The sequence below is a fragment of the Saccharopolyspora sp. MMCC62 genome, assembly GCF_057736575.1.
The window spans coordinates 246513-272369 of the sequence record NZ_JBYKCM010000002.1 but is presented as its reverse complement, the minus strand read 5'-3'; the positions used below and the strand labels follow the sequence as shown (position 1 = coordinate 272369).

25 protein-coding genes are annotated in these 25857 nt (G+C 73.2%); 20 read left to right on the top strand and 5 right to left on the bottom strand.

Annotated elements, in window-relative coordinates; genetic code table 11:
* Window positions 1-41 precede the first annotated feature (41 nt).
* Window positions 42-911, bottom strand: coding sequence for a class I SAM-dependent methyltransferase (locus AC29IT_RS05435; RefSeq protein WP_488218031.1), 870 nt, complete (start codon window positions 909-911; stop codon window positions 42-44).
* A gap of 19 nt (window positions 912-930) precedes the next feature.
* The gene (locus AC29IT_RS05430) at window positions 931-1449 is read right to left on the bottom strand and encodes a DUF2505 domain-containing protein (protein WP_358432353.1); all 519 of its coding nucleotides are present in this window, start codon (window positions 1447-1449) and stop codon (window positions 931-933) included.
* A gap of 37 nt (window positions 1450-1486) precedes the next feature.
* Here AC29IT_RS05430 and AC29IT_RS05425 point away from each other — a divergent pair, with 37 nt between their 5' ends.
* The 13 genes from AC29IT_RS05425 (at window position 1487) to AC29IT_RS05365 (ending at window position 16061) form a co-directional block, all read left to right on the top strand.
* Entirely contained in the window at window positions 1487-2590 is a 1104-nt protein-coding gene (locus AC29IT_RS05425) for a UDP-N-acetylmuramate dehydrogenase (RefSeq protein WP_358432709.1), read from the top strand.
* Window positions 2591-2736: 146 nt separating this feature from the next.
* On the top strand, window positions 2737-3750 hold the full coding sequence (locus tag AC29IT_RS05420) for a chymotrypsin family serine protease (RefSeq protein ID WP_488218030.1): 1014 nt from the start codon (window positions 2737-2739) through the stop codon (window positions 3748-3750).
* A gap of 327 nt (window positions 3751-4077) precedes the next feature.
* Window positions 4078-5211 carry a L,D-transpeptidase gene (locus tag AC29IT_RS05415; RefSeq protein WP_488218248.1) on the top strand — a complete coding sequence of 378 codons (1134 nt, stop codon included), beginning with the start codon at window positions 4078-4080 and terminating at the stop codon, window positions 5209-5211.
* A gap of 292 nt (window positions 5212-5503) precedes the next feature.
* Window positions 5504-6793, top strand: a complete 1290-nt coding sequence (gene mshA / locus AC29IT_RS05410; RefSeq protein WP_488218029.1) for a D-inositol-3-phosphate glycosyltransferase — start codon at window positions 5504-5506, stop codon at window positions 6791-6793.
* Window positions 6790-7320, top strand: coding sequence for a type III secretion system chaperone family protein (locus AC29IT_RS05405; RefSeq protein ID WP_488218028.1), 531 nt, complete (start codon window positions 6790-6792; stop codon window positions 7318-7320). Before mshA ends, AC29IT_RS05405 begins: the two co-directional genes overlap by 4 nt.
* Window positions 7321-8273: 953 nt before the next feature.
* Window positions 8274-9020: a phosphoglyceromutase gene (locus AC29IT_RS05400; protein ID WP_358432363.1), complete on the top strand. Its 747-nt coding sequence runs from the start codon at window positions 8274-8276 to the stop codon at window positions 9018-9020.
* Between the two features lie 280 nt (window positions 9021-9300).
* Entirely contained in the window at window positions 9301-10596 is a 1296-nt protein-coding gene (locus AC29IT_RS05395; RefSeq protein WP_358432365.1) for a sensor histidine kinase, read from the top strand.
* On the top strand, window positions 10593-11273 hold the full coding sequence (locus AC29IT_RS05390) for a response regulator (protein ID WP_358432367.1): 681 nt from the start codon (window positions 10593-10595) through the stop codon (window positions 11271-11273). The genes AC29IT_RS05395 and AC29IT_RS05390 overlap by 4 nt, the downstream gene beginning before the upstream one ends.
* Before the next feature lie 232 nt (window positions 11274-11505).
* Window positions 11506-12564 (top strand): Ppx/GppA family phosphatase, encoded by a 1059-nt coding sequence (locus tag AC29IT_RS05385; RefSeq protein WP_358432369.1) that lies wholly within the window; start codon window positions 11506-11508, stop codon window positions 12562-12564.
* Window positions 12561-13847 (top strand): hypothetical protein, encoded by a 1287-nt coding sequence (locus tag AC29IT_RS05380; protein WP_488218027.1) that lies wholly within the window; start codon window positions 12561-12563, stop codon window positions 13845-13847. The genes AC29IT_RS05385 and AC29IT_RS05380 overlap by 4 nt, the downstream gene beginning before the upstream one ends.
* 70 nt (window positions 13848-13917) lie before the next feature.
* A complete protein-coding gene (locus AC29IT_RS05375; protein ID WP_358432711.1) occupies window positions 13918-14784 on the top strand; it encodes a sugar phosphate isomerase/epimerase family protein in 867 nt (288 codons plus the stop codon).
* Between the two features lie 111 nt (window positions 14785-14895).
* Window positions 14896-15684 carry a thioesterase family protein gene (locus AC29IT_RS05370; protein ID WP_358432373.1) on the top strand — a complete coding sequence of 263 codons (789 nt, stop codon included), beginning with the start codon at window positions 14896-14898 and terminating at the stop codon, window positions 15682-15684.
* Window positions 15685-15785: 101 nt separating this feature from the next.
* Window positions 15786-16061 (top strand): hypothetical protein, encoded by a 276-nt coding sequence (locus AC29IT_RS05365; RefSeq protein ID WP_358432375.1) that lies wholly within the window; start codon window positions 15786-15788, stop codon window positions 16059-16061.
* A 46-nt stretch (window positions 16062-16107) separates the two neighbouring features.
* Here the strand turns inward: AC29IT_RS05365 and AC29IT_RS05360 are convergent, their stop codons facing one another.
* Window positions 16108-17730, bottom strand: a complete 1623-nt coding sequence (locus AC29IT_RS05360; RefSeq protein WP_488218026.1) for a long-chain fatty acid--CoA ligase — start codon at window positions 17728-17730, stop codon at window positions 16108-16110.
* A gap of 128 nt (window positions 17731-17858) precedes the next feature.
* Here AC29IT_RS05360 and proC point away from each other — a divergent pair, with 128 nt between their 5' ends.
* The 5 genes from proC (at window position 17859) to AC29IT_RS05335 (ending at window position 21752) form a co-directional block, all read left to right on the top strand.
* Entirely contained in the window at window positions 17859-18668 is an 810-nt protein-coding gene (gene proC / locus AC29IT_RS05355; RefSeq protein WP_488218025.1) for a pyrroline-5-carboxylate reductase, read from the top strand.
* Between the two features lie 163 nt (window positions 18669-18831).
* Window positions 18832-19056: a helix-turn-helix domain-containing protein gene (locus AC29IT_RS05350; RefSeq protein ID WP_224962037.1), complete on the top strand. Its 225-nt coding sequence runs from the start codon at window positions 18832-18834 to the stop codon at window positions 19054-19056.
* A gap of 202 nt (window positions 19057-19258) precedes the next feature.
* Window positions 19259-19360: a 30S ribosomal protein bS22 gene (locus tag AC29IT_RS05345; RefSeq protein ID WP_003402602.1), complete on the top strand. Its 102-nt coding sequence runs from the start codon at window positions 19259-19261 to the stop codon at window positions 19358-19360.
* A gap of 327 nt (window positions 19361-19687) precedes the next feature.
* On the top strand, window positions 19688-20722 hold the full coding sequence (locus tag AC29IT_RS05340; protein WP_358432380.1) for an NAD-dependent epimerase/dehydratase family protein: 1035 nt from the start codon (window positions 19688-19690) through the stop codon (window positions 20720-20722).
* Between the two features lie 55 nt (window positions 20723-20777).
* Window positions 20778-21752, top strand: coding sequence for a lysophospholipid acyltransferase family protein (locus tag AC29IT_RS05335; protein WP_358432382.1), 975 nt, complete (start codon window positions 20778-20780; stop codon window positions 21750-21752).
* Window positions 21753-21771: 19 nt separating this feature from the next.
* On the opposite strand, the gene AC29IT_RS05330 is transcribed toward AC29IT_RS05335, so the two are convergent.
* Both AC29IT_RS05330 and AC29IT_RS05325 read right to left on the bottom strand, forming a co-directional pair.
* Window positions 21772-22674 carry an HAD family hydrolase gene (locus tag AC29IT_RS05330; protein WP_488218247.1) on the bottom strand — a complete coding sequence of 301 codons (903 nt, stop codon included), beginning with the start codon at window positions 22672-22674 and terminating at the stop codon, window positions 21772-21774.
* A gap of 323 nt (window positions 22675-22997) precedes the next feature.
* The gene (locus tag AC29IT_RS05325; protein WP_488218024.1) at window positions 22998-23711 is read right to left on the bottom strand and encodes a sigma-70 family RNA polymerase sigma factor; all 714 of its coding nucleotides are present in this window, start codon (window positions 23709-23711) and stop codon (window positions 22998-23000) included.
* A gap of 258 nt (window positions 23712-23969) precedes the next feature.
* On the opposite strand from AC29IT_RS05325, the gene AC29IT_RS05320 reads away from it, so the two are divergent.
* On the top strand, window positions 23970-25499 hold the full coding sequence (locus AC29IT_RS05320) for an AMP-binding protein (protein ID WP_488218023.1): 1530 nt from the start codon (window positions 23970-23972) through the stop codon (window positions 25497-25499).
* Between the two features lie 46 nt (window positions 25500-25545).
* Window positions 25546-25803: a glutaredoxin family protein gene (locus tag AC29IT_RS05315; protein WP_358432388.1), complete on the top strand. Its 258-nt coding sequence runs from the start codon at window positions 25546-25548 to the stop codon at window positions 25801-25803.
* Window positions 25804-25857: the final 54 nt, after the last annotated feature.

The following is a 25857-nucleotide window of genomic DNA, read 5'->3' as shown; positions in this document are numbered from 1 at the left end:
GCGGAGTATCGCACTGCGCCGATCGGCCCGGCCGGGTGATGTCACCCCGAGGTGCGGTCCGCCAGCGGATCCACCGCGGCCCAGTCGACGGTGACCTCGCCCAGCCGCCAGCGCCGCGGGCGGTCCCGCACCGGCCAGCCCAGCCCGGCGAACAGCCGCACCGCCTCCGTCCAGCGGGCGCGCGGGCCGAACGGTGCCTGCGGCGCGGCCCGGGCCCAGCAGGCGTCCAGGTCGGTGAACAGGGCGTGCACCTTCTCGCCGGGCACGTTGCGGTGGATCAGCGTCTTCGGCAGCCGTTCCGCCAGGTCGGAGGGGCGCTGCAGGTCGGCGGGCAGGCAGGACAGCGTCAAGGTGCGCGGGCCGGAGCGGTCCAGCGCCACCCAGCAGCAGCGGCGGCCGATCTCGTCGCAGGTGCCCTCCACCAGCAGCCCGTCCGGGGCGAGTCTGCCGCGCAGCTCGTCCCACGCCTTCCAGGCTTCCGGTTCGGTGTACTGGCGCAGCACGTTCAGCGCCCGCACCAGCGCGGGGCCGTCCGCGCCGCCGATGCCCGCGGCGAGTCCCGCGAGTTCGAAGCCGCCGCGCCGGAACTCCAGCGCGGGCGGGTCGGCGACCGCCTTGCCCGCGGCCACCCGATCGGGGTCGATCTCCAGGCCGAACACCCGCGCGTCGGCGCGCACCGGCCGCAGCCGGGCGGCGAACTCGACGGTGGTGATGGGGGTGGCGCCGTAGCCGAGGTCGATCACCAGCGGGTCGGCGGCGGAGCTCAGCGCGCGGGCCACCCACGGGGTGCCGGCGATCCAGCGGTCCACGCGGCGCAGCCGGTTCGGGTTGGTGGTGCCGCGGGTCGGCACGCCGAGCGCGCGGGCGCGGCCGGCGGCCAGGCGGGGCGCCTTCTTGCGGGGCTGGTTCATGGGCGGGCGGTGGAGGTCGTCAGCTCCGGGGGCGGGCCAGCCACTCGGTGGTGAACCGCTCCTCCGCGGCCAGCAGCTTCTGCACCTGCTCGGCGACGAGGTCCTCGAGCTTGCCGCCGAGGAACGGCACGGAGACCCGCACCTCGCCTTCGACGACCAGCTCGCTCGCCCCGGTTCGCCCGGTCAGGTCACGCAGCCACATCGATCCGGTGATGGTGCAGGGCACGCCGGCGACCTCGGCGGCGATCTCGCCCGCGTAGTGCCCGTCCTGCTCGCGCCGCCAGGACTCGCTGCGGTCGATCACCAGGTCGCCCGCACCGGCGACGGTCCGCGCGATCGGCGGCAGCGACTCGGTGGGCACGCCCTGGCGCACCTGGAAGCGCACCGCGTCGGCATCGGCGGTGTGCTGCACGAGCTCGTTGCGCCCGCCCTCGAGCTGATCGAGGCGTTCCCGCAGATAGTCGATGTCGATGAGCGCCGCATGCACCTGCGACGCGGGCCACTCGGAGGTGCTGCGGTGCTCGATGCGGCGTGCCATGGGCGGAAGGTTACCTTTGGCAATCGTGAACCCCTCGATGTCCGGCTCCGAAGGAATCGGCGGCGCGCCGCCGACCGGTGAACCGACGGCCCACGTCCTGTCCGGCCACACCACGCTGCGCCTCGGCGGGCCTGCCGCCGAGCTCGTCGTGGCCGAACACCCGGACCAGCTGGCCGAGGCGGTCCGCGAGTCCGACGCGGCGGGCCGGCGGCTGCTGGTGCTCGGCGGCGGCTCCAACCTGGTGATCTCCGACGAGGGCTTCGACGGCCGCGTGGTGCGGATCGCCACCAGCGGGCGGCGCTACGACATCGTCGACGGGTTCGTGCAGCTCACCGTCGAAGCGGGTGAGAACTGGGACGACGTCGTCGCGGACACGGTGCACCAGGGGCTGGGCAACCTGGAGTGCCTGTCCGGGATTCCGGGGCTCACCGGCGCGACCCCGGTGCAGAACGTCGGCGCCTACGGCGTGGAGATCTCCGAGATGCTCGTCTCGGTGGACCTGCTGGACCGGCGCACCGGGCGGATCCGCACGGTGCTGGCCGACGACCTCGGGCTGGTGTACCGGGGCAGCATCCTCAAGCACACCGACGACGCGGTGGTGCTGCGCGCCCGCTACCTGCTGCGCGACGGCGGGCAGTCGGCCCCGATCCGGTACGCCGAGCTGGCCCGCGAACTCGACGTGAACCCGGGAGCGCGCGTCGACGTGGCCCGGGTGCGCGAAGCGGTGCTGCGCTTACGGCGTGCGAAGGGCATGGTGCTCGACGCGGACGACCACGACACGTGGAGCGCGGGTTCCTTCTTCACCAACCCGATCGTGGCCGCGGAGGACCTGCCCGGGGTGCTGGAGCTGATCGCGGCCCACGTCGGGCCGGACGAGAAGGTGCCGCAGTACCCGGCGTCGGACGGGCGCACGAAGCTGTCCGCGGCCTGGCTGATCGACCGCGCCGGCTTCGGCAAGGGCCACGCCGGTCCGGGCGGGCGCACCGCGCTGTCCGGCAAGCACACCCTCGCGCTGACGAACCGCGGTGCGGCGACCACGGCGGACCTGCTCCACCTGGCGCGTGAAGTGCGGGACGGAGTGAGCTCGGCGTTCGGCGTGTCGCTGGCGCCGGAGCCGGTCCTGGTGGACTGTTCGCTCTGAGCCCCGCGCGGCTCCTGCGCCACGTCCGGCACGGCCGGAGGCCTGTTCCGGATCCGGAATCACCTGACTGCCGACCGGCCGGAAGGGTGACTCTTCGTGACTAGTGCTTAACCCTGAGTGTTAAATGGTTGCTGGAGGGGGCCGCCATGCTCAGCATCAGGGAACTTCGGGACAGAGCGGTCATCAGGCCGATCAAGCGCGCGGTCGAGGACCAGCTGCTGGACCTCCCCGGCGTCACCGCGGTCGACATCGGTGAGAAGCGCACCGCGGGCCGGTTCACCGGCGAACAGGGCATCGTCGTGTCGGTGGCCCGCAAGCGCCCGGTCGACCGGGTGTGGCCCGGCACCCAGATCCCGCCGGACGTGCTCGGCATCCCCACCGACGTGATCGAGGAGAAACCGCTGCTCCAGCACGTGCACACGTGCGCGGAGGAGTCGGTGGCGCTGCGCGGCCGCGGCTTCGCGCACGACGGCGCGGTGACCGGTGGCGATGGGCTGGCCCCCTGCCGCTCGGTGCAGCTGGCCCCGCCGGACGCCCGGTACGCGGGCCGCTACCGCCGCACCGGCACGTTGGGCGCGCTGGTCGTGGGACACCCGCCCGCGGTGGCGACGATGGGGCTGACGACGTTCGACGTGGCCTGCCTGGACGACGGCTGGGCGGTCGGCGACCGGATGGTCGATCCGGACACGGGTCACGTGTACGCGGATCTGGCCAGGGGCGCGCTGTCCGGCCGGGTGGACGCGGCGGCGGTCACCCTCGGCCGGGGCGTCGGCCACTCGCCGATGATCCCGGGCATCGGACCGGTGACGGGGCAGTGCGCCGCCTACCCGGGCGAGCAGGTGCGCAAGTGCGGCTACGGCAGCGGCGTGACCAGCGGGGTGGTGACCTCGGTGGACGTGACGGTGCGGGTGGATCACGGGGCGGCGCTGGGCGTGCGGGTGCTGCGCGAGCAGATCCGGATCGACTGCCCGCCGGGCGGTGGCTGCTTCCTGCAGGTCGGCGATGCCGGCGGGGCGGTGGTCAACGACGACGGGCGCGTGGTCGGGCTGCTGTTCGCGGGCACGCGCAGCGGGATGACCGGGTTCGCGAGCCCGATCGCGGACGTGCTGGCCGAGCTGGACGTCGAGCTGTGCGTGCTGCACCGCCAACTCCCGGTGTGATCGCGGATGTGCGGTGAGTTGCCCCACCATCGGATCCGAGGTAATGGGGACGGGTGGCCCGCGGAGCGTCCGGATGGCGGTTGATCACGGCGGGCGATCGTGGTTCTGCCTGGTCATAGCCCTGCCGGGTGAGATCATTTCGCTCGAAAGGGTGGCTCAAGCATGCCGGGGGCGCCTGCGGCGGCGAACCTGTGACACGACACACTGTTCGAGACCGGCATCTTTTCCGGGTGCCGCACGTCTTGGGGTTGTGAGAACCACGTCGGAACGGATCGGGGTCGAGGAGTGCTGAGCAGGGTGAGTCGGGTACGGCAGCTGTGGACCGCGATGGCGGGAGCACTGGTGGCCGTGCTGCTGCTATCGGGCTGCGGAACGCAGTCCACGGGCGGTGGCGGAACCGGCGGCGGCGCGCAGGCGCAGGCCCCGGTGGCCAAGGTGCACCTCGAACCCGGCGGCGGCTCCGACGTCAACCCGGCCACGCCGGTGAAGGTCAGCGTCGAAGGCGGCAAGCTCGACGACGTCGCGCTGACCAACGGCGACGGCAAGGAGGTCGACGGCGACCTGTCCGACGACGGGCTCAGCTGGACCTCTGGCGAGCAGCTCGGCTACGGCAAGACCTACACCTGGTCCGGCGAGGCCACCGGCACCGACGGCAAGAGCGTCCCGGTGCAGGGCAGCTTCACCACGATCTCCCCGGCGAAGCAGGTGCGCGCCACCGTCAACCCGACCGACCACACCGAGGTCGGCATCGCGATGCCGATCAGCGTCAAGTTCGACGAGGCCGTCACCGACAAGGCCGCCGCCGAGCGGCAGCTGAAGGTCCGCACCTCGGTCCCCGTCGAGGGCGCCTGGGCGTGGCTGTCCGACACCCAGGTGGACTGGCGGCCGAAGGAGTACTGGCCCGCGGGTACCGACGTCGAGGTGGACGCGGACCTCTACGGCGTGCACTACGGCGACGGCGCGTACGGCCGCTCCGACCTGACCACCAAGTTCAAGATCGGGCGCTCGCAGATCGTCAAGGCCGACGCCGCCACGCACCAGATGGTCGTCGAGCGGGACGGCAAGCAGGTCGCCAGCTACGCGGCGAGCTACGGCAAGGACCACGATCCGGAGCTGAACACGCCCAACGGGACCTACATCGTGATGCAGAAGGACCCGGTCGAGATCATGGACAACCCGCGCTACGGCTACACCGACGTGAAGAAGAAGTGGGCCGTCCGGATGTCCAACCACGGCGAGTTCATCCACGAGAACGAGGAGAACCGCGCCAACCTCGGCAAGGTCAACACCTCGCACGGCTGCATCAACCTGAGCGAGGCCGACGCGAAGGCCTACTTCGACACCGCGCTGATCGGCGACCCGATCGAGGTCAGCGGCGGGGTCGCTGCGATGGAGCCGCGGTACGACGTGTTCGACTGGATGCTCGACTGGAACCAGTGGACGCAGAAGTCCGCGCTGTGATCTTCCGCGGCTCGCGCTGAGCCGCCGCTTCCCGGGTCCCGCGCGGGGTGGTTCCGACCGCCCCGCGCGGGACTTTTTCGTGCGCCGGGGCCGTCCGGCGGCGCTGTGAACACCGTCACCGGGCGCACCGCGTCCGGGCCGGTGGGCGTGGTGCGCGGGGTAGCGTCAGCGGGCTGCGCTCGGGCGTCCAGGAATGTTTTCCCCCGGCCCGGTGTCGGGACCCAAGGCGTTCCGAGACCGGGCGCCGTGGGCGAGGGCGCTCCACCACCACGTTTGCGATAGGGCTTAGTCGATGACCTCTGGCACCGCCCGGATGCGGCCGCGCCGCGCCGCCGTGTTCTCGTTGCACACTTCGCCGCTGGAGCAGCCGGGCACCGGCGATGCGGGCGGGATGAACGTCTACATCGCGCAGACCGCGACGCGGCTGGCCGAGCACGGCACCGAGGTCGAGATCTTCACCCGCGCCACGTCCTCCGACGTGCCGCCGGTGGCGGAGCTGGCGCCGGGCGTGACGGTGCGGCACGTGGTGGCCGGGCCGTTCGAGGGGCTGGACAAGAACGAGCTGCCCGCGCAGCTGTGCGCGTTCGCGGCGGGCGCGCTGCGCGCGGAGGCGCGGCACGAGCCGGGGTTCTACGACGTGGTGCACTCGCACTACTGGCTGTCCGGGCAGGTCGGCTGGCTGGCGCGGGAGCGCTGGGGCGTGCCGCTGGTGCACACCGCGCACACCTTGGCGAAGGTCAAGAACGCGGCGCTCGCCGCGGGCGACACCCCGGAGCCGCGGGTGCGGGTGCTCGGCGAGGAGCAGGTGGTCGCCGAAGCGGACCGGCTCGTCGCCAACACCGAGGTGGAGGCCGCGGACCTGGTGCGGCTCTACGGCGCGTCCCCCGACGAGGTGGCGACGATCCCGCCGGGCGTGGACCTGCGCCGCTTCACCCCGGGCGACGTGGCCGCGGCCCGCGCCCGGCTCGGGGTGCGGCCGGACGCGCTGGTGTTCGCGTTCGTGGGCCGCATCCAGCCGTTGAAGGCGCCGGACGTGCTGCTGCGCGCCACCGCCGAGCTGCTGGCGCGCCGCCCGGAGCTGCGCGCGCGGCTGGAGGTGCTGGTGGTCGGTGGACCGTCCGGCAGCGGCCTGGACCGGCCGGAGTCGCTGCACGAGCTGGCCGGGGAGCTAGGCATCACCGACGTGGTGCGGTTCCTGCCGCCGCAGGGCGGTGCGGCGCTGGCCGACGTGTACCGCGCCGCGGACGTGGTCGCGGTGCCCAGCTACAACGAGTCGTTCGGGCTGGTCGCGCTGGAGGCGCAGGCCTGCGGCACGCCGGTGGTGGCGGCGTCGGTGGGCGGTCTGCCGGTCGCGGTCGCGAACGGGCGTTCCGGACTGCTCGTGCCGGGGCACCGCACGGGGCAGTGGGCGGACGCGCTGGGTTCGGTGGCGGATGCCGGGCTGCGCGCGGAACTGGCCGCGGGCACGGTCGCGCACGCCGAGGCGTTCTCCTGGGAGCACACCACGGAGGCGCTGCTGGACACCTACGCGCGGGCGAAGCGCGCCTTCCACTCGCAGTTCGACCTGGAGGTGACGGCATGACGGTCGAGGAGACCATCGCGGCCGCGCTGGACGCGAGCGAGCTGGACTACCGGCGGGAGGCCGACGGCCGGTTCTTCGTGACGCTGCCCGGTGCGAAGAAGCTGCAGACGAACTGCTGGCTGATCGTCGCCGAGCACGCGCTGGTCGTGGAGGCCTTCGTGTGCAGGCAGCCGGACGAGGCGCACGAGGACGTCTACCGGTTCCTGCTGCGCCGCAACGCCCGGCTCTACGGCGTGCACTACACGATCGACGGGACCGGGGACGTGTACCTGGTGGGCCGGATCGGTCTGCACGCGGTGACGGCGGAGGAGATCGACCGGCTGCTGGGGCAGGTGCTGGAGGCCGCGGACGGCGACTTCAACACCTTGCTGGAGCTGGGGTTCGGCACCGCGATCCGCCGGGAGTGGGGCTGGCGGGAGTCGCGCGGCGAGTCGTTGGCGAACCTGCGCCCGTTCGAGCAGCTGGTGCGGCGGGACGGCCCGCTGGCACCTGCCGATGATCCGGGGGAGACCTCGCCGGAGCGGTGAGCGCGTCCGGGTCGAGAGCGGACGCGAGGGGCGGCTCGGGAGAGAGGGGGAGTCGCGAGCTCGAACCGCCCCACGCGTGAGTTCCCGCCAGCGGGCCCAGTGGGCGGGGGGCACCCGAGGCCCGGCGGGGCGTGGTCCGACGGGGGAGACGGGCCACGCTCTTCTGTTCGCTCTCGCGGGATCGGGGAGTGCGTGGGAGCCGATCAGCGAGAGCAGTGTCAACTTCGCAGAGTCACGCACTGGCCACAAGTCCGATTCATTACTCCATACGAGTGATCTTACTCACCGAAGGTAACGCCATGGCTTATTCAGTGCGGTATAGCGGCCTCGAATGTGAGCGGCGACACTTTCGTGTCACAACGCTACGGTGAATCCATAACCGTCGAGTGACGACCGCAACCGATCTGCGGGGTCACTGCCAGCGGCTGTCTGCCACTGAAGATCATCACTCGATACGGTGGCGCACTGCTCTGAGTGATCGAATTCGGGGTGGTGGTTGTGCGGCGCAACCGAAAAATCCTCACGTTCGCCGAGGGCGGGGCTCGGCGCGGAGCAATGCGGATGAACCTGTTCGGCGCAACGCCGGTTGCTCCGGTCCGTTCGTGGTCCGCGCGCCACCGCCGGAGCGGACGCGGGACGTCCGGTGAGCGCTCCGGCGACACCCCCGCGAGATCCCATCGGCACCTCGGCGACACCCGGCGATGCTGCGGGGGCACCTCGGCGACGTCCCCGCGGTGCCTCGGCGGTACCTCGGCAACGCGCCCCGGCAGCACCTCGGCAACGCCCCGGCGGCGCGGTGCCGCCACCCCGGCGGACCTCTCGGGTGACCTCGCGGCGCGGCCCGCGCCCGGCGGCGGCGCCCGGGCCCGCGGCATCCCGGACCGCCAGCCCGGGCGTCCCCGCCGACGGCGGCGGTGGCACGAGCCGCCCGCGCCCTGACATAGCCTGAGGCCATGACCATCGGGACTCTGGTACTGCTGCGACACGGCGAAAGCACCTGGAACGCCGAGAACCTGTTCACCGGCTGGGTCGACGTCCCCCTCTCCGAGAAGGGCACGACCGAGGCCCGCCGCGGCGGCGAACTGCTGCGCGAGACCGGGGTGCTGCCCGACGTGCTGCACACCTCGCTGCTGCGCCGCGCCATCACCACCGCCAACATCGCGCTGGACGGCGCCGACCGGCACTGGATTCCGGTGCGCCGCGACTGGCGGCTCAACGAGCGGCACTACGGCGCGCTCCAGGGCAAGAACAAGAAGCAGACCCTGGACGAGTACGGCGAGGAGCAGTTCATGCTCTGGCGCCGCTCCTACGACACCCCGCCGCCGGAGATCGACCCGGGCGACGAGTTCAGCCAGGAAGGCGACGCGCGCTACGCGGACCTCGGCGCCGACATGCCGCGCACCGAATGCCTGCAGGACGTGGTGACCCGGCTGCTGCCGTACTGGGAGAGCGCGATCGTGCCGGACCTGCGGGCCGGGCGGACGGTGCTGGTGGCCGCGCACGGCAACTCGCTGCGCGCGCTGGTGAAGCACCTGGACGGGATCTCCGACGCGGACATCGCGGGGCTGAACATCCCGACCGGCATCCCGCTGCGCTACGACCTGGACGAGCAGCTGCGGCCGACCAACCCGGGCGGCACCTACCTGGACCCGGACGCCGCGGCGTCGGCCGCCGCCGCGGTCGCGAACCAGGGCCGCTGAGCCCCCGGCGGTGATCGCCCCGTCCCGCGCTCCGCGGCGGGGCGATCACCAGCCGTGATCCCGCGTCGAGCAGTTGTTCCGGGCGACACCTGGACGAAGGTGTCGCCCGTGTCGTGTCCGCTCCCCGTTCACGCAACCGGTGGCGCAGCGCAGCGCAGCTGAACCGTCTTCCACTTTCGAGTGAATCAGGGGTGAAGAACGCCCCGATTCATGTCGCGGGTATCACGGATCGCGCTCGCGGACTGGTCCAGCACGGGCTCTCCCTGCTTACGATGCCAACGTGACCGCATTGGGCTACACCGCCCTGATCATCGGCTTGCTGACGATCGGCGCGGCGGCCGGCTACCTGGCCGCGAGGACCGCGCGGGTTCGCGAACGGCGCAGGCCTGCCGGGCCGACCGTCGCCGAACTCCTGCAACGTCTCGTGCACACCACCAACAACGGCATCGTCGTGCTCAACAGGTTCGGCGACGTGGTGCTGCACAACCCCCGCGCCGACGAACTCGGCTTCGTCCGGGACAACCGGGCCGACGCCCGCGCCCGCGCCGCGGCGGAGCAGGCGTTGGAGACCGGCGAACCCGTGACCGTCGACCTGTCCCCGCTCAACCGCACCTCGCTGCGCGGTCGCGGACCCGCCGCGGTGCACGGCGAGGTCCGGCCGCTCGGCGACGGGTTCACCGTCGTCGACGCCGGCGACGAATCCGACGCGGTGCGGCTGGAAGCGACCCGCCGGGACTTCGTCGCGAACGTCTCGCACGAGCTCAAGACCCCGGTGGGGGCGCTCGCGCTGCTGGCCGAAGCGGTGATCGACGCGGCCGACGACGCCGACGAGGTGCGCCGCTTCTCCACCAAGATCCTGCACGAGTCCACCCGGCTCGGAACCCTCGTCTCCGAGCTCATCGCGCTGTCCCGGCTGCAGGGCGCCGAACGCCTGCCGGAGCTGACCACCGTCGAGGTCGACGCCGTCGTCGAAGAGGCCCTCGGCCGCTCCCGGATCGCCGCCGAGTCCGCGGGCATCGAGATCGCCGTCGACGACCCCAGCGAGCTGCTGCTCGACGGCGACCGGACGCTGCTGGTGACCGCGCTGAGCAACCTCATCGACAACGCGGTGGCCTACTCGCCGCCGGGATCGCCGGTGTCCATCAGCCGCCGCATGGTCGGCGACTTCGTGGAGATCGCGGTCACCGACCGCGGCATCGGCATCGACCCGCAGCACCAGCAGCGGGTGTTCGAGCGGTTCTTCCGGGTCGACCCGGCGCGCTCCCGGGCCACCGGGGGGACCGGGCTCGGGCTGGCCATCGTCAAGCACGTCGCCGCCAACCACGGCGGCGCGGTGAAGCTGTGGAGCAGGCTCGGAACCGGCTCCACGTTCACCCTCCGGGTGCCCCGGCACGGCGCCGACCCGGAGCTCGGCACCGGGGAGCAGGGCGCGGCACCGGCGGCGGAGCACACCGGCTCCGACCAGCCCGGTGGCGAAGCCCGATCGGGCACGGCCGAACGGGGCCGGGCGACGACCCGGCCCGAGACCGATAGTGCGGACGGGGTCGCAACCGTCGAAACGGGAGGAGTCCGGTGACCAGGGTGCTGATCGTGGAGGACGAGGAGTCCTTCGCAGACCCGTTGGCGTTCCTGCTGCGCAAGGAGGGTTTCACCGCCGCGGTCGCGATGACCGGCCAGGAGGCGCTGGAGGAGTTCGACCGCAACGGCGCCGACATCGTGCTGCTGGACCTGATGCTGCCCGGCATGAGCGGCACCGACGTGTGCAAGCAGCTGCGCCAGCGCTCCGCCGTCCCGGTGATCATGGTGACGGCGCGGGACAGCGAGATCGACAAGGTGGTCGGGCTGGAGCTCGGCGCCGACGACTACGTCACCAAGCCGTACTCGGCCCGCGAGCTCATCGCCCGGGTCCGCGCGGTGCTGCGCCGCGGCGGCGAGGCCGAGGACCTGCAACCGCAGGTGCTGGAGGCCGGCCCGGTGCGGATGGACGTGGAGCGGCACGTGGTGACCGTCGGCGGCGCGGAGACCAGCCTCCCGCTCAAGGAGTTCGACCTGCTGGAGTACCTGCTGCGCAACGTGGGCCGGGTGCTGACCCGCGGCCAGCTGATCGACCGGGTGTGGGGCGCCGACTACGTCGGGGACACCAAGACGCTCGACGTCCACGTGAAGCGGCTGCGCTCCAAGCTGGAGCCGGACCCCGCCGAACCGCAGTTCCTGGTGACCGTCCGCGGTCTGGGCTACAAGTTCGAGGTGTGATCCGTCCCGCGCGGCCGCCCGCCGCCGAACGGGCGGGCGGCCGCGCGGGCCCGCGGGCGGGTGCGCGCCCGCACCTGCGCGAACGCGGGCGCGGGACGGGTCCGCGCGAGGTGGCGGGCTCCGAGCGCGGTCGCGGCGGAACGGGTGGAATTCCCCGCACGTCCGGGTTCGGACGGGTTCCCGGCCCCCACCCGCCTCAGGCGCGCGGTTGCGGCCGGTAACGTTGTCGGTCATGCGCCTAGGGGTGCTCGACGTCGGATCCAACACCGTCCACCTGCTCGTGGTGGACGCGCACCGTGGTGCCCATCCGACCCCGATGACATCGGAGAAGACCGTGCTGCGGCTGGCGGAGCGGATCGGCGCCGACGGGCGTCTCGCCGACGCGGACGCCGACGAGCTCGTCGCCAACGTCACGCAGGTGAAGCAGGCCGCCGAGCAGGCGGGGTGCGAAGACCTGATGGCGTTCTCCACGTCCGCGATCCGCGAAGCCGACAACTCCGCCGAAGTGCTCGCCCGCGTGCGGGACGAGACGGGGGTGGAGCTGCGCGTGCTCAGCGGTGAGGAGGAGGCGCGGCTGACGTTCCTCGCCGCCCGCCGCTGGTGCGGCTGGTCGGCGGGCAGACTGCTGCTGCTCGACATCGGCGGCGGCTCGCTGGAGCTGGCGATCGGCGTCGACGAGCAGCCCGACCTGGCGGCCTCGCTGCCGCTGGGCGCAGGCCGGCTGGCCCGGACCCGGTTACCGCAGGACCCGCCGACGCAACGCCAGGTCGGGGAGATGCGGGACTGGCTGGACGACCAGCTGGCGGCGACGGCGAAGCGGTTCCGCAAGAGCGGCAAACCCGACCGCGCCGTCGCCACCTCGAAGACGTTCCGCTCGCTGGCCCGGCTGACCGGCGCCGCACCGGCCTCCGCGGGGCCGCGCGTGCCGCGCAGCCTCACCGAGACCGGGCTGCGGCAGCTGCTGGCGTTCATCACCCGGATGTCGGCGGCCGACCTGGCCGCGCTCGACGGGGTGAGCAGCGCGCGCTCGCACCAGCTGATCAGCGGTGCGCTCGTGGCCGAGGCGGTGATGCGCGCGCTGGGAGTGGCGGAACTGGACATCTGCCCGTGGGCGCTGCGGGAAGGAGTCATCCTCCGGCGGCTGGACCACGCCAACGGAGAGGACCACACTGCGATGCGGACCCGCGCTGAGTTCGGGTCGTTCGACGCGGAGCGGACCTCCGCGAACGGGTCAGACGTGGATCGGGGAACTGGACGGCAAGCCCACTACGGGGCACGGTGGAATCGATGAGTCGGGACAGCGGGTCCGAGCACCCGAGCCAGCGCACCGTCGCCGAGCTCCTCGCCGAGTACGGCGGGGGCTCGCAGCGCAGTGCGCACAGGCGACGCAGGCGAGCCGAGGACCCGAGCGAGACCGCCCCGCAGGCGATCATCCAGCGGGTGCTCTCGGACAGCGGCACCATGCGCGCGATCAAGCCGGAGGAGGTCGAGGAAGCCGAGTCCGGCCGGCCCGAGGGCGGCGCTCCGCAGGCCCCGGGACGGGCCGCTCCGCCGCCGCAGCCGCCGCAGCAGCCACAGCAGCCACAGCAGCCACAGCAGCCGCAGGGCACCGGGCCGCAGCCCGCGGTACCGCCCGCCGGGCCACCGCCCCCCGCCGCACCGCAGCAGCCGTTCGCCGGGCCGCCCCCGGCCGGGCCACCGCCCGCGCCGCCGCGCCCGCAGCAGCCGGCCGCGCAGGCCCCCGCGCCCGCTCCGGCTCCGCCGGTGGAGGACGAGCAGGCGGCCGATCCGGACCAGGGCTCCGGTTTCTGGGCCCGCCGCTTCGCCGCGGCCGGAGCGCCGCCGCGCGCCACCCCGCCGCCGGAGGCGCCCGATGCGGGCCCGTCCGACGCGGAGATGACCGTGCAGCAGCCCGTGCTGCCCGGGCCCGCCCCCGCAGGCCCGCACGACCAGGCGACCCGCTCGGTGCCGCTGGAAGGCGCCACCGAGCAGCTGCCGCGGGTGGAGGCGGAGGCCAAGAGCGCCGGTGCGGAAGGCACCGCGATGCTCGCGTACCCGCCCGCGGACGCGGCGCCCGCGCGGTCCGACGACCCGTACGACTTCGACGACTACGAGGACTACGACTCCGGCACCGGCTACGCCGGGCAGGCGGGCTACGACGACTACGCCGACGACGCCGAAGCCACCCGGTACCGCGGGGACGGCTACGACGCCGACGACGAGTTCGACGACTACGACGAGGCGCTGCCCGCCGGGCTCGACGCGGACGACTACCGCGCCGACGCGGCCGACGAGGAGGAATCGGCGCCGACGACCGGCAAGGAATGGCTGGTGCTCGCCCTGCAGGGCGGCGCAGGCCTGGTCTGCGGTGGTGTCGTGTGGTTCGCGTTCCGCTGGCTGTGGACGGCGATCCCGATCGCGGCGCTGGTCGCCGCGCTGGCGATCACCGGTGCGCTGGTGTTCGTCGCGCGGAAGTTCTTGCGCACCGACGACTTGCAGACGATCCTGCTGGCGGTGCTGGTCGGCCTGATCTGCACCGTGTCGCCCGCCGCACTGCTGCTGATCGGGCAGTGAGACCGGGTTCGCCGCGCGGATCCCGAGCCGCGTGGAGGATCCGGTGGGGCGCGAGACGCTGGGGCAGCAGATGACACCGCAACCGGACACGGAGATCGAGCAGCACCCCGACATCCCGGTCGGGCTCTCCAGCGCATCGGTGTGGCCCCAGCCCGCTCGGGCCGCGTTCGAGATGGCCGCGGAACTGGGCTTCGACGGGGTCGAGGTGATGGTGTGGGCGGACGCGGTGAGCCAGGACGTCGCCGCGCTGCACCGGCTGTCCCGGGAGCACGGGGTGCCGATCCTGGCGGTGCACGCGCCCTGCCTGCTCATCACGCAGCGGGTCTGGTCGCCGGAACCGGAGGAGCGGCTGCGGCGGGCCGTGGTGGCCGCCGCGGACCTCGGTGCCTCGACGGTGGTGGTGCACCCCCCGTTCCGCTGGCAGCGGCGCTACGCGGAGGGCTTCGCGGAGCTCGTCGGCGGGCTGGAGGAGACCAGCGGGATCCGGGTCGCGGTGGAGAACATGTTCCCGATCCGCCCGCCGAACCGGTTGAACCGGCTGCGCGGCGGGAAGGCGAGCGGCCTGTCCGCGTTCACGCCCTCGCCGGACCCCACCGAGGTCGGCTACGGCAGCTACACGCTGGACCTGTCGCACGCGGCCGCGGCGCACGTGGACGCGATCGAGCTGTACAAGCGGATGCAGGACCGGCTGGCGCACGTGCACCTGGCCGACGGCACCGGCGCTCCCCGTGATGAACATCTCGTGCCCGGCCACGGCGGACAGCCGTGCGCGGAGGTCTGCGAGCTGCTGGCGGCGGACGGCTTCGCCGGATCGGTGGTGCTGGAGGTGAACAGCCGCAAGGCGCGGAACCAGCAGGAACGGGCCGCGCTGCTGGCGGAGGCGCTGGTGTTCGCGCGGTTGCACCTGCAGGCGCCGGGGCGGCCGCGGGCGGGCTGAGCCGAGCCCCCACCCGATGATCAACTTCGGGGCGGGAACGTAGGATCATGGCATGAGTACGATTCGCGCCTCGCTCGCTCAGGAGCGACGCCGGCACTGCGCGGGTCGCGCGTGAACGACACCCCCTTCCTCGACACCCTCGCCGTCCGCCCGCTGGGCGACGGCACCTTCGTCGCCGACCTGCACCACGACTGGTCCGTCGGCGACCGCCCGCACGGCGGCTACCTGCTGGCACTGCTCAGCCGCGCCGCCGTCGGTGACGGCCAGCTGGAACCGCTGTCGGTCAGCGCCCAGTACCTGAACTCGCCGAAGGTGGGCCCGGTGCTGCTGCGCACCGAGCTGCTCAAGGCGGGGCGGACCGTCACCGTCGTCCGCGCCGTGCTGGAGCAGGCCGGGCAGCGGTGCGTGGACGCCACCATCACCCTCGGCCAGGTGCCGGACGAGCCGCCGAGCTGGTCGGACCTGCCGGACATGCCGGTGAACCCGCCCGCCGACGCGATCGACCTGGGCAGCACCGATGCGTCCTGGCCGGGCGGGCTGGCGAAGGCGTGCGACATGCGGCTCGACCCGCGTGGCGCCGGATTCCTGCGCGGCAGCACGGACGAGCCGCTGCGGCTGCGGCTGTGGGCGCGCCCGCACCAGGGCCAGCCGGACCTGCTGTTCGGGCTGATCGCGGGTGACCTCACGATGCCGGTGACGTTCAACCTGGGCCGCTTCGGCTGGTCGCCGACGGTGCAGCTGACGGCGCTGCTGCGGGCCCGGCCCGCGAACGGCTGGCTGCGGCTGGTCGTGGAGTCCAAGGCCGTGCACGGGCAGTGGTTCGACGAGGACACCCTCGTCATCGACTCCACCGGCCGCCTGGTGTGCCAGGCCCGGCAGCTGGCGCTCAGCGCGCGGTAGGCGGTTCCCGATCCGGGCGGGCCGGTGCGGCTCGCCCGGATCGAGCGGCGCGCGGGGTTAAGGTGGCGCCGCGATCACCGCCGAGCCCAGGGAGGCGAGCAGTGCCGACCGTGCGCATCCACCCCATCCAGCTCGACTACGAGCACTCCGGCGGCGGCCAGGTGTGCGGGCTGTGCGGCGCTCAGGAGAAGTGGAGCTCGGCCGCGCAGCCCACCGTGCAGGGCCCGGCCTACGACCGCTCGCTGCACCTGTCCCACCTGGTCCGCGAACACCTGGAGCAGGTGCAGGGCACCTTCTCCAACGCGGAGCGCGCCAAGGAGAAGCAGCTCGACGACGCGGCCGCCGCGGACGGCGACGAGGACTCGGCGACCGGCTGACGCGACCGGCGGGCGACGGCTCCCGGCGAGCCGCCGCCCGGTCGGCTCAGGCCTGTTCCAGGTCGAGGGAGCCGTCGGCGTGCTGCTTGCGGAGGCGCTTCTTGTCGTACTTGCCGACGCTGGTCTTCGGCGCTTCGGCGAGGAACGTCCAGTGCTCCGGCAGCTGCCACTTCGCGACCCGCTCGGCCAGGAACGCGCGCAGCTCCGCCGCGTCGGCCGAGGCGCCCTCGTGCAGCACCACGGCCGCGAGCGGGCGCTCGTCCCACTTCGGGTCCGGCACGCCGACCACCATCGCCTCGGCCACCGCAGGGTGTGCCACCAGGTGGTTCTCCAGCTCCACCGTCGAGATCCACTCGCCGCCGGACTTGATCACGTCCTTGGCGCGGTCGGTGAGCCGCAGGAAGCCGTCCGCGGACAGGGTGCCGACGTCCTCGGTGCGCAGCCAGCCGTCGTGGAACTTCTCCACGTCCTCACCGCGGTGGTACGAGGACGTGACCCACGGGCCGCGCACCTCCAGCTCGCCGACGCTCCGGCCGTCCCACGGCAGCTCCCGGCCGTCGTCGCCGATCAACCGGGCCTCCACCGCCGCCGCCAACCGGCCCTGCGACTCCCGGTACGGCCACTGCGATTCGCCGACCGCCGAGCCGGGCGGCCGGGCCACGCTGCCCAGCGGCGACGTCTCGGTCATGCCCCACGCGTGCAGCACCGGGACGCCGTAGCGCTCCTGGAAGGTCCGCATCAGCGCGGGCGGGCACGCCGAGCCGCCCACCACGACCTCGCGCAGCGAGGAGATGTCCTGCGGGTCCGATTCCAGGTGCTGCAGCAGGCCCTGCCAGATCGTCGGCACCGCCGCCGCCATCGTCGGCCGCAGCGTGGAGATCATCTTGGCCAGCGGCGCCGCCTGCAGGAACCGGTCCGGCATGATCAGCGAAGCGCCGGACATCAGCGCCGCGTACGGGAGCCCCCAGGACATGGCGTGGAACATCGGGACCACCGCGAGCCCGCGGTCCGCCTGCGCCAGCGCCATCCCGTCCGACATGCACACCTGCATCGAGTGCAGCCAGATCGAGCGGTGCGAGTAGACGACGCCCTTCGGGTTGCCGGTGGTGCCGGACGTGTAGCACATCGCCGCGGCGGCGCGCTCGTCCTGCTCCGGCCACTCGAAGACCTCCGGGCGGCCGCGCAGCAGCTCCTCGTAGCCGTGCACCTGCACGCCGTCCGGGGCTTCCAGCGCCGCCGGATCGCCGCCGCTGACCACGACGTGGCGCACCGTGCTCATCGTGGGCAGCACCTTCTGGAACAGCGGCAGCAGGCTGCCGTCCACGACGACGACGTGGTCCTCGGCGTGGTCGGCGATGTAGCTGATCTGCTCCGGGAACAACCGGATGTTCAGCGTGTGCAGCACCGCGCCCATCGCGGGGGCGGCCAGGTACACCTCGAGGTGCTCGGCGTTGTTCCACATGAACGTGGCGACGCGCTGATCTCCGGTGACGCCCAGGGCGCGCAGCCCGTGCGCGAGCTGAGCAGTCCGCCTGCCGACCTCGGCGTAGCTGCGGCGGCGCGGTTCCTCCCCGGTCCAGGTCACCACCTCCGAAGCACCGTGTACCCGGCTGCCGTGCTCGAGGATCCTGGCGATCGACAGCGGGCCGTCGTGCATCGTGCTCAGCATCGGGATCGGACCTCCTCGTCCGCGCGCTCGGCGCTCCAACAACATCGATGTCGTGGTTGCCGACACACTAACCGCGCAGGTGGCGCCTGGGGAGGGTCGTTCCCGGCCGTTCTGGCACCCTGTTCCGCATGAATTCGATTGCCGTACTGGGCGCGGGCAAGATCGGCGAGTCGCTGCTGGCAGGGCTCCTGCAGGCGGGGCGGAACCCGGGTGAGCTGATGTTCACCGAACGCCACCCGGACCGGGCCGCGCAGCTGACCGCGCAGTACGGCATCGAGCACGTGGACGTCGACACCGCGGTGCGCCGCGCCGACGTGCTGGTCGTGGCGGTGAAACCGCAGGACATCGAGCCGCTGCTGGACCAGGTGGCGCCGCTGGCGGACGCGGCGACGCTGGTGGTCTCGCTGTGCGCGGGCCTGCCCACCAAGCTGTACGAGCGGCGGCTCGCCGCGGGCACCCCGGTGGTCCGGGTGATGCCGAACACGCCGATGGTCGTCGGCGAGGCGATGAGCGCCATCTCCGCCGGATCGCACGCGGGCGACGAGCACCTCGCCGTCGTGGAAGAACTGCTCAGCAGCGTCGGCAAGGTCGTCCAGGTCCCCGAGACCCAGCAGGACGCGGTGACCGCGCTGTCCGGTTCCGGGCCCGCCTACTTCTTCTACCTGGTCGAGGCGATGATCGACGCGGGCATCCTGCTCGGCATCCCGCGGGCCACCGCCGCCGACCTCATCGTGCAGGCCGCGGTGGGCGCCGCGACGATGCTGCGCGACGGTTCCGAAGGCCACCCGACGATCCTGCGCGAGGCCGTGACCTCGCCCGCCGGGACCACCATCGCGGGCATCCGCGAGCTGGAGAAGCACGGCGTGCGGGCCGCGCTCATCGACGCCATCGAAGCCGCCAGGGACCGTTCGGTGGAACTGGGCCGCGCGCACGACTAGGACCACCGGTTCCCCGGCGTTGACCGGCGGAAACCCCTGGATCCGGGACGTTCGCGCATCGCAGGAATCCCAACCGTCCCGCTACTCTCGACGGAGCACGCGCGTGTGGAGTCCGTCGGAGGGGAAGCCGACGGCGCGCGCGGGCCGAAGGACTCGGTGAAGCATGTCTGCGAACTCGGAACCCAGCCAGCAAGCACCCCCGCAGGTGGGGAACGTGCAATTCCTCACCGTGGCCGAAGTGGCCAGGTTGATGCGGGTGTCGAAGATGACCGTCTACCGGCTGGTGCACGCCGGTGAGCTCCCCGCGGCACGCGTGGGGCGCTCCTTCCGCGTGGCGGAGAACGACGTGCACTCCTACCTGGAGAACGCCTACTACAACGCGGGCTGAGCACCGCCGTCCCCCGGGCGCGGCGGCGCCCGCCCGGGGGCTCGGGACCGCCCTGGCGGACCACTCCGTCAGGGGGTGACCGGTGGGCGGGTAGGCTGCGGGATCGATCGTGCCTGCTGCCGGTGCTCCCACCGGCGGTGCGCCAGGGGCAGCACCGGCACGAGAAGACGTTCGTACCAATGCCGACAGCGAAGGAATCCGCATGGGCTCGGTCATCAAGAAGCGCCGCAAGCGCATGTCCAAGAAGAAGCACCGCAAGCTTCTGCGCAGGACCCGCGTCCAGCGTCGCAAGTTGGGCAAGTAAGGGATCTGCCGGACTCCGGCCCGCGCCCACGCGGTGCGAGATCGGGAGTCTCGGATCTCGCGCCTTCGCCGCCGCCGACCGTTTCGGGTCGGCGGCGGTCGTTTTGGCACCTCCGCCGCCCGGGTGGTCCGCGGCGCCCCGGGTTGCCGATCTCGCGAGCCGCTGGTGAGGTGCACGAGGACGTCGCGGCGTTGCCCGCGCGTAACCGGAGCGGGTGACCGCGCTGGGTAGCATCGAGCCCAGCGCTCGTGCGCCGCGATCGCGGCCGGCCCCCGGCCGGGCGGGCGCGGGCGAACCACCCTCCGGCCGGAACCCTCGGGGAGAACCATGGTGCCGAACGTCGTGCTCGTGACGGGTGTGAGCAGTTTCCTGGGCGGGCACCTCGCCGCGCGGCTCGCCGCGAACCCCGACATCGAACGCGTGCTGGGCGTGGACACCGCGCCGCCGCGGCCCGACCTGCGCCGCCGGATGGGGCGCACCGAGTTCGTGCGCGCCGACATCCGCAACCCGCTCATCGCCAAGGTCATCGCCGGTTCCGGCGTGGACACGGTGGTGCACGCGGCCGTGAACTCCCAGTCCGGTCCGGCGGGGCGGGCCGCGATGAAGGAGCTCAACGTCATCGGCACCATGCAGCTGCTGGCGGCCTGCCAGAAGGCCCCGGAGCTGCGCAGGCTGGTGGTCAAGTCGACCACCGCCGTCTACGGCGCCAGCCCGCGCGATCCCGCGGTGTTCTCCGAGGACATGGAGCCGAAGGACCTGCCGTCCTCCGGGTACGCGAAGGACGCCGGGGAGATCGAGGGCTACGTGCGCGGTTTCGGCAGGCGCAGGCCCGACGTGGACATCACCACGCTGCGGTTCACCCACCTCATCGGTCCGCGCATCGACGCCGACCTCACCCGCTACTTCGCGCTGCCGCTGGTGCCGACGGTGCTCGGCTACGACGCCCGGATGCAGCTGCTGCACTCCGAGGACGCGCTGGCCGTGCTGGAGAAGGCCACGACGCAGGCGCTGCCCGGGGTGTACAACGCGGGCGGCGACGGGGTGCTGATGCTGTCCCAGGCGATCCGGCGCGCCGGGCGGGTGGCGGTGCCGATCCCGCGGACCGGGGTGCCCGCGGTGAGCCGGTTCTTCCGCGGCGCCCGGCTCGTCGATTTCTCCCCGGAGCAGATGCGGTTCTTGAACTTCGGGCGCGTCGTGGACACCACCAAGCTGCGGGAGACCTTCGGGTTCACCCCGCGCTGGACCACCCAGCAGGCGTTCGACGACTTCGTGCGCGGCCGCGACCTGCAACCCGTGATCGATCCCGAGCGGGTCGTGACGTGGGAGCGCAGCGTCGGCGACCTGCTCGCCAGACTGCGGTGACCGAGACCGGACCGCGGTGACCGAGACCGGACCGCGGCAGCAACCAGGAGGCCAGATGGCGGACGCCCGAGTGATCCCGCTGCACCCGGCGGATCAGCGTCCCGGCGGTGCGCGGCCCGGACCCGCACCGCTGTCCGAGGCCGTCCCCGATCCGGACGCCGTCCCGTCCTCGGACGCCGCCGAGCGCGAGCCCGGCTGGGAGGACGCGGTCGCCGACGCGCTGGCCTTCGCCCGCCGCAGGCTGCTCGGCGACTACCAGGTCGACGAGTTCGGCTTCGACGAGGACCTCACCGACCACCTGGTGGTGCCGCCGCTGCGGCCGCTGTACGAGAAGTGGTTCCGGGTCGAGGCGATCGGGCTGGAGAACGTCCCCGACTCGGGCGCGCTCGTGGTGGCCAACCACTCGGGCACGCTGCCGCTGGACGCGCTGATGACCACGGTGGCGCTGCGCGACCACCACGACCCGGGCAGGCACCTGCGGATGCTCGGCGCGGACCTGGTGTTCCGGCTGCCGATGGTCGGCTCGCTGGCGCGCAAGGCCGGGCACACCCTGGCGTGCAACCCCGACGCCGAGCGGCTGCTGCGGGCCGGGGAGCTGGTCGGCGTGTGGCCGGAGGGGTTCAAGGGCGTCGGCAAGCCGTACCGGGACCGGTACAAGCTGCAGCGCTTCGGCCGTGGTGGGTTCGTGTCGGCGGCGATGCGCACCGGGGTGCCGATCGTGCCGTGCTCGATCGTCGGGGCCGAGGAGATCTACCCGAAGCTCGGCGACATCCGGCCGCTGGCCAGGCTCCTGGGGCTGCCGTACTTCCCGGTGACGCCGCTGTTCCCGCACTTCGGGCTGCTGGGCGCGGTGCCGCTGCCGTCGAAGTGGTACATCGAGTTCGGCGAGCCGGTGGAGACCGCCTCCTTCGGGGAGGGCGCCGCCGACGACCCGATGGTCGTGTTCAGCCTCAGCGACCAGGTCCGCGAGATCATCCAGCAGACCCTCTACCGGCTGCTCGCGACTCGGCAGAACGTCTTCCTCGGCTGAGGCCGGCTCGGCGGCGGGATCAGGAGCGGTCGCGGCGGCGGTAGGCGAGCCCGGCGGCGATCGCCCCCGCGACGGCCCCCGCGCCGAGCATCGACTGCGCGCCGATGCGGGCCGCCTTGCGCCCGGTGCGGAAGTCGCGGATCTCCCAGCCCCGGGAGCGGGCGATGTCCCGCAGCCGCTGGTCCGGGTTGACCGCCACCGCGGTGCCCACCGCGGACAGCATCGGCACGTCGTTCGCCGAATCGGAGTACGCGGTGCAGCGGCGCAGGTCCAGCCCTTCGCTGGCGGCCAGCGCGCGCACCGCGTGCGCCTTCGCCCGCCCGTGCAGCATCTCGCCGACGAGCCGCCCGGTGTAGATGCCGTCCACGTGCCCGGCCACCGTGCCCAGCGCGCCGGTCAGCCCGAGCCGCCGGGCGATGATCTGCGCCAGCTCCACCGGGGTCGCCGTCACCAGCCACACCCGCTGCCCGGCGTCGAGGTGCATCTGGGCGAGCGCGCGGGTGCCCGCCCAGATCCGGTCGGACATCAGCTCGTCGTAGATCTCCTCGCTGAGCTCCACCAGCTCGGAGACCTTGCGCCCGGCGACGAACGACAGCGCCTGCTCCCGGCTGGCCTGCACGTCGTCGGCGTTCTCCCGGCCGCCGACGCGGAACTTCAGCTGCTGCCAGGCGAATCCGGCGAGGTCGGAGGCGGTGAAGAACTTGCGCGCCGCCATGCCGCGCGCGAAGTGGAACAGCGAGGCGCCCATCATCATCGTGTTGTCCACGTCGAAGAAGGCGGCGGCGGTGAGGTCCGGTGGCGCGGTCAGCGACCCGCCCGGTTCCGCTCCCGCGACGGCCGCTTCGGCGGAGGCGCGGCCTGCGACCTTCGCGCTGTCGAACGAGCCCTCGGCGGGGTCCAGCGCGGACGGGGTCTCGCGCAGCCCGTCGCCCGGCGGGTCGAGCCGGGGCTCCGCCGCCTCGTCGCCCCCGGCGTCCCCGCCGGAGTCGGGGCGCGCCGAGCCGCCGCGCTGTCGGCCGTCGTGGCCTCGGCCTTCGGCTGGGCCTGGACTTGTCGGCACCGCCGCGCCTCCCGGTCTTGCTCCGGCTGGATGTTGCTCGGGTTCGGGTCCTGGCGTACCAGGGGCGCTGAGCGGGACGTTCCCGCCGGTGCGGCGACCCGGCCCAGCAAGGCCTCCAGCTTAGAGGCTCCCGCCCGGCGCGTTGGCGCGGTCCGCGCTGAGCGGTTCGATCGGCCCGGCGGGGGTCAGCGCAGGTCGTCGGGCAGCAGCTGGCCGAGGCGCCGCACGGCCCGGTGCTGGAGCGCTTTGACGGCCCCTTCGCCGCGCTGCATGCGCTGCGCGGTCTCGGTCACCGACAGGCCCTGCAGGAACCGCAGCCGGATGCATTCGCGCTGGTCCGGGTTGAGCTGGCGCACGCACCGCAGCAGCTCCTGCTGGATGGCGGCGTCGACCACGTGCTGTTCCGGGCCGCCGTGCTGCGGCGGGCGGTGCTGGGCGTCGGGCAGCTCCGGGATGGGCACCTCCAGCCGGTTCCGGCTGGACTTCACGTGGTCGAGCACCAGGTTCTTCGCGATGGTGATGAACCAGGCGGCGACGTCGCGGCCCTGGTAGCTGACGGTGGCGATGCGCCGCAGCGCCCGCAGGAAGGTCTCGCTGGTGATGTCCTCGGCGAGGCAGTGGTCGCTGACCCGGAACAGCACGTAGCGGTACACGAGGGGCGAGTACTCGTCGTAGAGCCTGCCGAACGCGTCGAGGTCGCCGTCCTGCGCCGCGCTCACGTGCCGCCAGCTCTCGCCGGGGACCGGTGCCTCGGCAGCGGGACGAAGCTCGGCCGCCTCGGCCGCGGGACGCCGCTCGGCGGGAGGTTCGGCGCGGGTGGGGCGGCCGGGGCGTGCCGGGAGGTGCGCGGGCCGGGCGGGGGCCGGATGGACGGGGGTGGGCAGCGTGCTGGTGAGCATTGTCTCGACCGACCTCCTGCCGTGGTGGTGACCGGGTCGCGGTGCTGCGCGAACCGCGGGTCACCGGGGGCGTGCTGGTCTGGTGCTGGGGAACGGAACCAGGTCGTTCCGCCGGAGCATACGGGTTGTTACTGGTAAGTAGATAGCGCTGCGAGGTTTCGGATTCATCGCGGTTGCCCCGGTGCCCCTCGGCACGGTTGAGTGATGTCGAACACCCTCGGCCGCCGATGCCGCGGGTACGGCGATGGAGGTGCGCCCATGTCGACCGAAGCGTGCCCGCCCCCGGTCACCGGCCCGCCCGGTGCCGCGGGCCCCGACGTCAACCTGGCCGATCTCGTGCGCGCCGCGGCCGAGCGCGGACCCGACCACCCGGCCCTGATCGATCTCGCCGGGAACCGGACGACCTGGTCCGAACTGGACGCCGCCTGCACCGGCTACGCGTGGCGGCTGCGCGCGGAAGGCGTGCGGCCCGGGGACCGGGTGGCGCTGGCGCTGCCCACCGGGGTCGAGTTCTGCATCGCGCTGTTCGCCGTGTTCCGCACCGGAGCCGTCGCCGTGCCGCTGCCGCCCTCGGCGCCCGCGCCCGAACTGCGCCGCGTCCTCGACGACAGCGGGGCCGCACTGCTCATCGGTGGCGGTGCTCCCGTGGGTGGCGCCGACCGCGAGCTCGCCGGGACCGCCCTGCTCGACCCGCCGACCGGCGAGGAGCGCGCGGCGGCGGAGCTGCCGCGGGAACCCGCCGACCTCGCCGTGCTCTGCTACACCTCCGGCACCTCCGGGCCCGCGCGCGGCGCGATGCTGCCGCACGCGGCGCTGCTGGCGAACGTGCGGCAGTGCGGCAGGCTGCGGCCGATGCCGGTCAACGCCGCCGACCGGGTGCTGCTGGCGCTGCCGATGTACCACGCCTTCGGCCTCGGGCCGGGGATGCTGCAGGTCGCCGCCGTCGGCGCCACCGCCGTGCTGCTGCCGCGCTTCGACGCCGAGGAGTCCCTCGCCGCGATCGCGCGGCACCGGGTCACCGGCGTGGTGGGGGTGCCGCCGATGTACCGCGAATGGCTGCGGCTGCCGCCGGAGCGCCTCCGCGAGGGCATGGCCACGGTGCGGCTGCTGACGTCCGGCGCGGCTCCGCTGGGCGCCGAGGTGGCGAGCGCCGTCCGCTCGGCGACCGGGCTGGACGTGTTCGAGGGCTACGGCCTCACCGAGACCGGGCCGGTGCTGACCACGACGCTCGCCGGCGGCCGGGCCAAACCCGGTTCGGTGGGGCGGGCGCTGCCGGAGGTGCAGCTGCGGCTGGTCGACACCGACGGCTCCCCGATCGACGAGGCCGAGGGCGACACCGGCCGGGTCTCGGTGCGCGGGCCGAACCTGTTCCGCGGCTACTGGCCGGACGGGGCGCACGGACCGGACCGGGACGGCTGGTTCCGCACCGGCGACGTCGGCTACTTCGACGACGACGGGGACCTGCACCTGGTGGACCGGGCCACCGACCTGATCATCGTGAACGGCTTCAACGTGTACCCGCGGGAGGTCGAGGCGGTGCTCGCCGAACTGCCCGGCGTCGCCGAATCCGCGGTCGTCGGCGTGCCCGACGAGTCCCGCGGCGAAGCGGTCCGCGCCGTCGTCGTCGCCGATCCCGGCGCCGAGCTCACCGAGGCCTCGGTGCGGGCGCACTGCGCGGCCCGGCTCGCGAAGTTCAAGGTGCCCGTCGAGGTCGACTTCGCCACCGGGCTGCCGCACTCGCCGACCGGCAAGATCGCCCGCCGCACGCTCCGCACGCCGCCCGCCTGACCGGCCTCGCTACCTTGGGGAGCAGGTCGTCCAGAGGAGGTCGGAAGTGCCGGGAACCGGATCGGGGCAGCACGCGGTGACGCTGCTGGTGCGCGAGCAGTGCCACCTGTGCGACGAGGCGCTCGCCGCCGTCCGCGAGGTGTGCGCCGAGCTCGACGTGCCGTGGACGACCGAGGACGTGGACGCCGACCCCGAGCAGCGCGCCGAGTACGGCGACCGGGTGCCGGTCGTCCTGGTCGACGGCGCGGAGCACGGGTACTGGAAGGTCGAGCCCGACCGGCTCCGCGCCGCGCTCAGCCGCTGACCGGCGGTGCACCGGACCGGCACCCGGCCCGCGCCCGTTCGGCGGCGGCCGGTG

Bases quoted from the DNA above. Each gene is read 5' to 3' on its own strand.
- AC29IT_RS05400 (WP_358432363.1), top strand. From the start codon at position 8,274: ATGACCATCGGGACTCTGGTACTGCTGCGACACGGCGAAAGCACCTGG.
- AC29IT_RS05435 (WP_488218031.1), bottom strand. From the start codon at position 911: ATGAACCAGCCCCGCAAGAAGGCGCCCCGCCTGGCCGCCGGCCGCGCC.
- AC29IT_RS05385 (WP_358432369.1), top strand. From the start codon at position 11,506: ATGCGCCTAGGGGTGCTCGACGTCGGATCCAACACCGTCCACCTGCTC.
- AC29IT_RS05350 (WP_224962037.1), top strand. From the start codon at position 18,832: ATGTCTGCGAACTCGGAACCCAGCCAGCAAGCACCCCCGCAGGTGGGG.
- AC29IT_RS05420 (WP_488218030.1), top strand. From the start codon at position 2,737: ATGCTCAGCATCAGGGAACTTCGGGACAGAGCGGTCATCAGGCCGATC.
- AC29IT_RS05345 (WP_003402602.1), top strand. From the start codon at position 19,259: ATGGGCTCGGTCATCAAGAAGCGCCGCAAGCGCATGTCCAAGAAGAAG.
- mshA (WP_488218029.1), top strand. From the start codon at position 5,504: ATGACCTCTGGCACCGCCCGGATGCGGCCGCGCCGCGCCGCCGTGTTC.
- AC29IT_RS05375 (WP_358432711.1), top strand. From the start codon at position 13,918: ATGACACCGCAACCGGACACGGAGATCGAGCAGCACCCCGACATCCCG.
- AC29IT_RS05340 (WP_358432380.1), top strand. From the start codon at position 19,688: ATGGTGCCGAACGTCGTGCTCGTGACGGGTGTGAGCAGTTTCCTGGGC.
- AC29IT_RS05320 (WP_488218023.1), top strand. From the start codon at position 23,970: ATGTCGACCGAAGCGTGCCCGCCCCCGGTCACCGGCCCGCCCGGTGCC.
- AC29IT_RS05415 (WP_488218248.1), top strand. From the start codon at position 4,078: ATGGCGGGAGCACTGGTGGCCGTGCTGCTGCTATCGGGCTGCGGAACG.
- AC29IT_RS05360 (WP_488218026.1), bottom strand. From the start codon at position 17,730: ATGCTGAGCACGATGCACGACGGCCCGCTGTCGATCGCCAGGATCCTC.
- AC29IT_RS05405 (WP_488218028.1), top strand. From the start codon at position 6,790: ATGACGGTCGAGGAGACCATCGCGGCCGCGCTGGACGCGAGCGAGCTG.
- AC29IT_RS05335 (WP_358432382.1), top strand. From the start codon at position 20,778: ATGGCGGACGCCCGAGTGATCCCGCTGCACCCGGCGGATCAGCGTCCC.
- AC29IT_RS05325 (WP_488218024.1), bottom strand. From the start codon at position 23,711: ATGCTCACCAGCACGCTGCCCACCCCCGTCCATCCGGCCCCCGCCCGG.
- proC (WP_488218025.1), top strand. From the start codon at position 17,859: ATGAATTCGATTGCCGTACTGGGCGCGGGCAAGATCGGCGAGTCGCTG.
- AC29IT_RS05430 (WP_358432353.1), bottom strand. From the start codon at position 1,449: ATGGCACGCCGCATCGAGCACCGCAGCACCTCCGAGTGGCCCGCGTCG.
- AC29IT_RS05380 (WP_488218027.1), top strand. From the start codon at position 12,561: ATGAGTCGGGACAGCGGGTCCGAGCACCCGAGCCAGCGCACCGTCGCC.
- AC29IT_RS05425 (WP_358432709.1), top strand. From the start codon at position 1,487: ATGTCCGGCTCCGAAGGAATCGGCGGCGCGCCGCCGACCGGTGAACCG.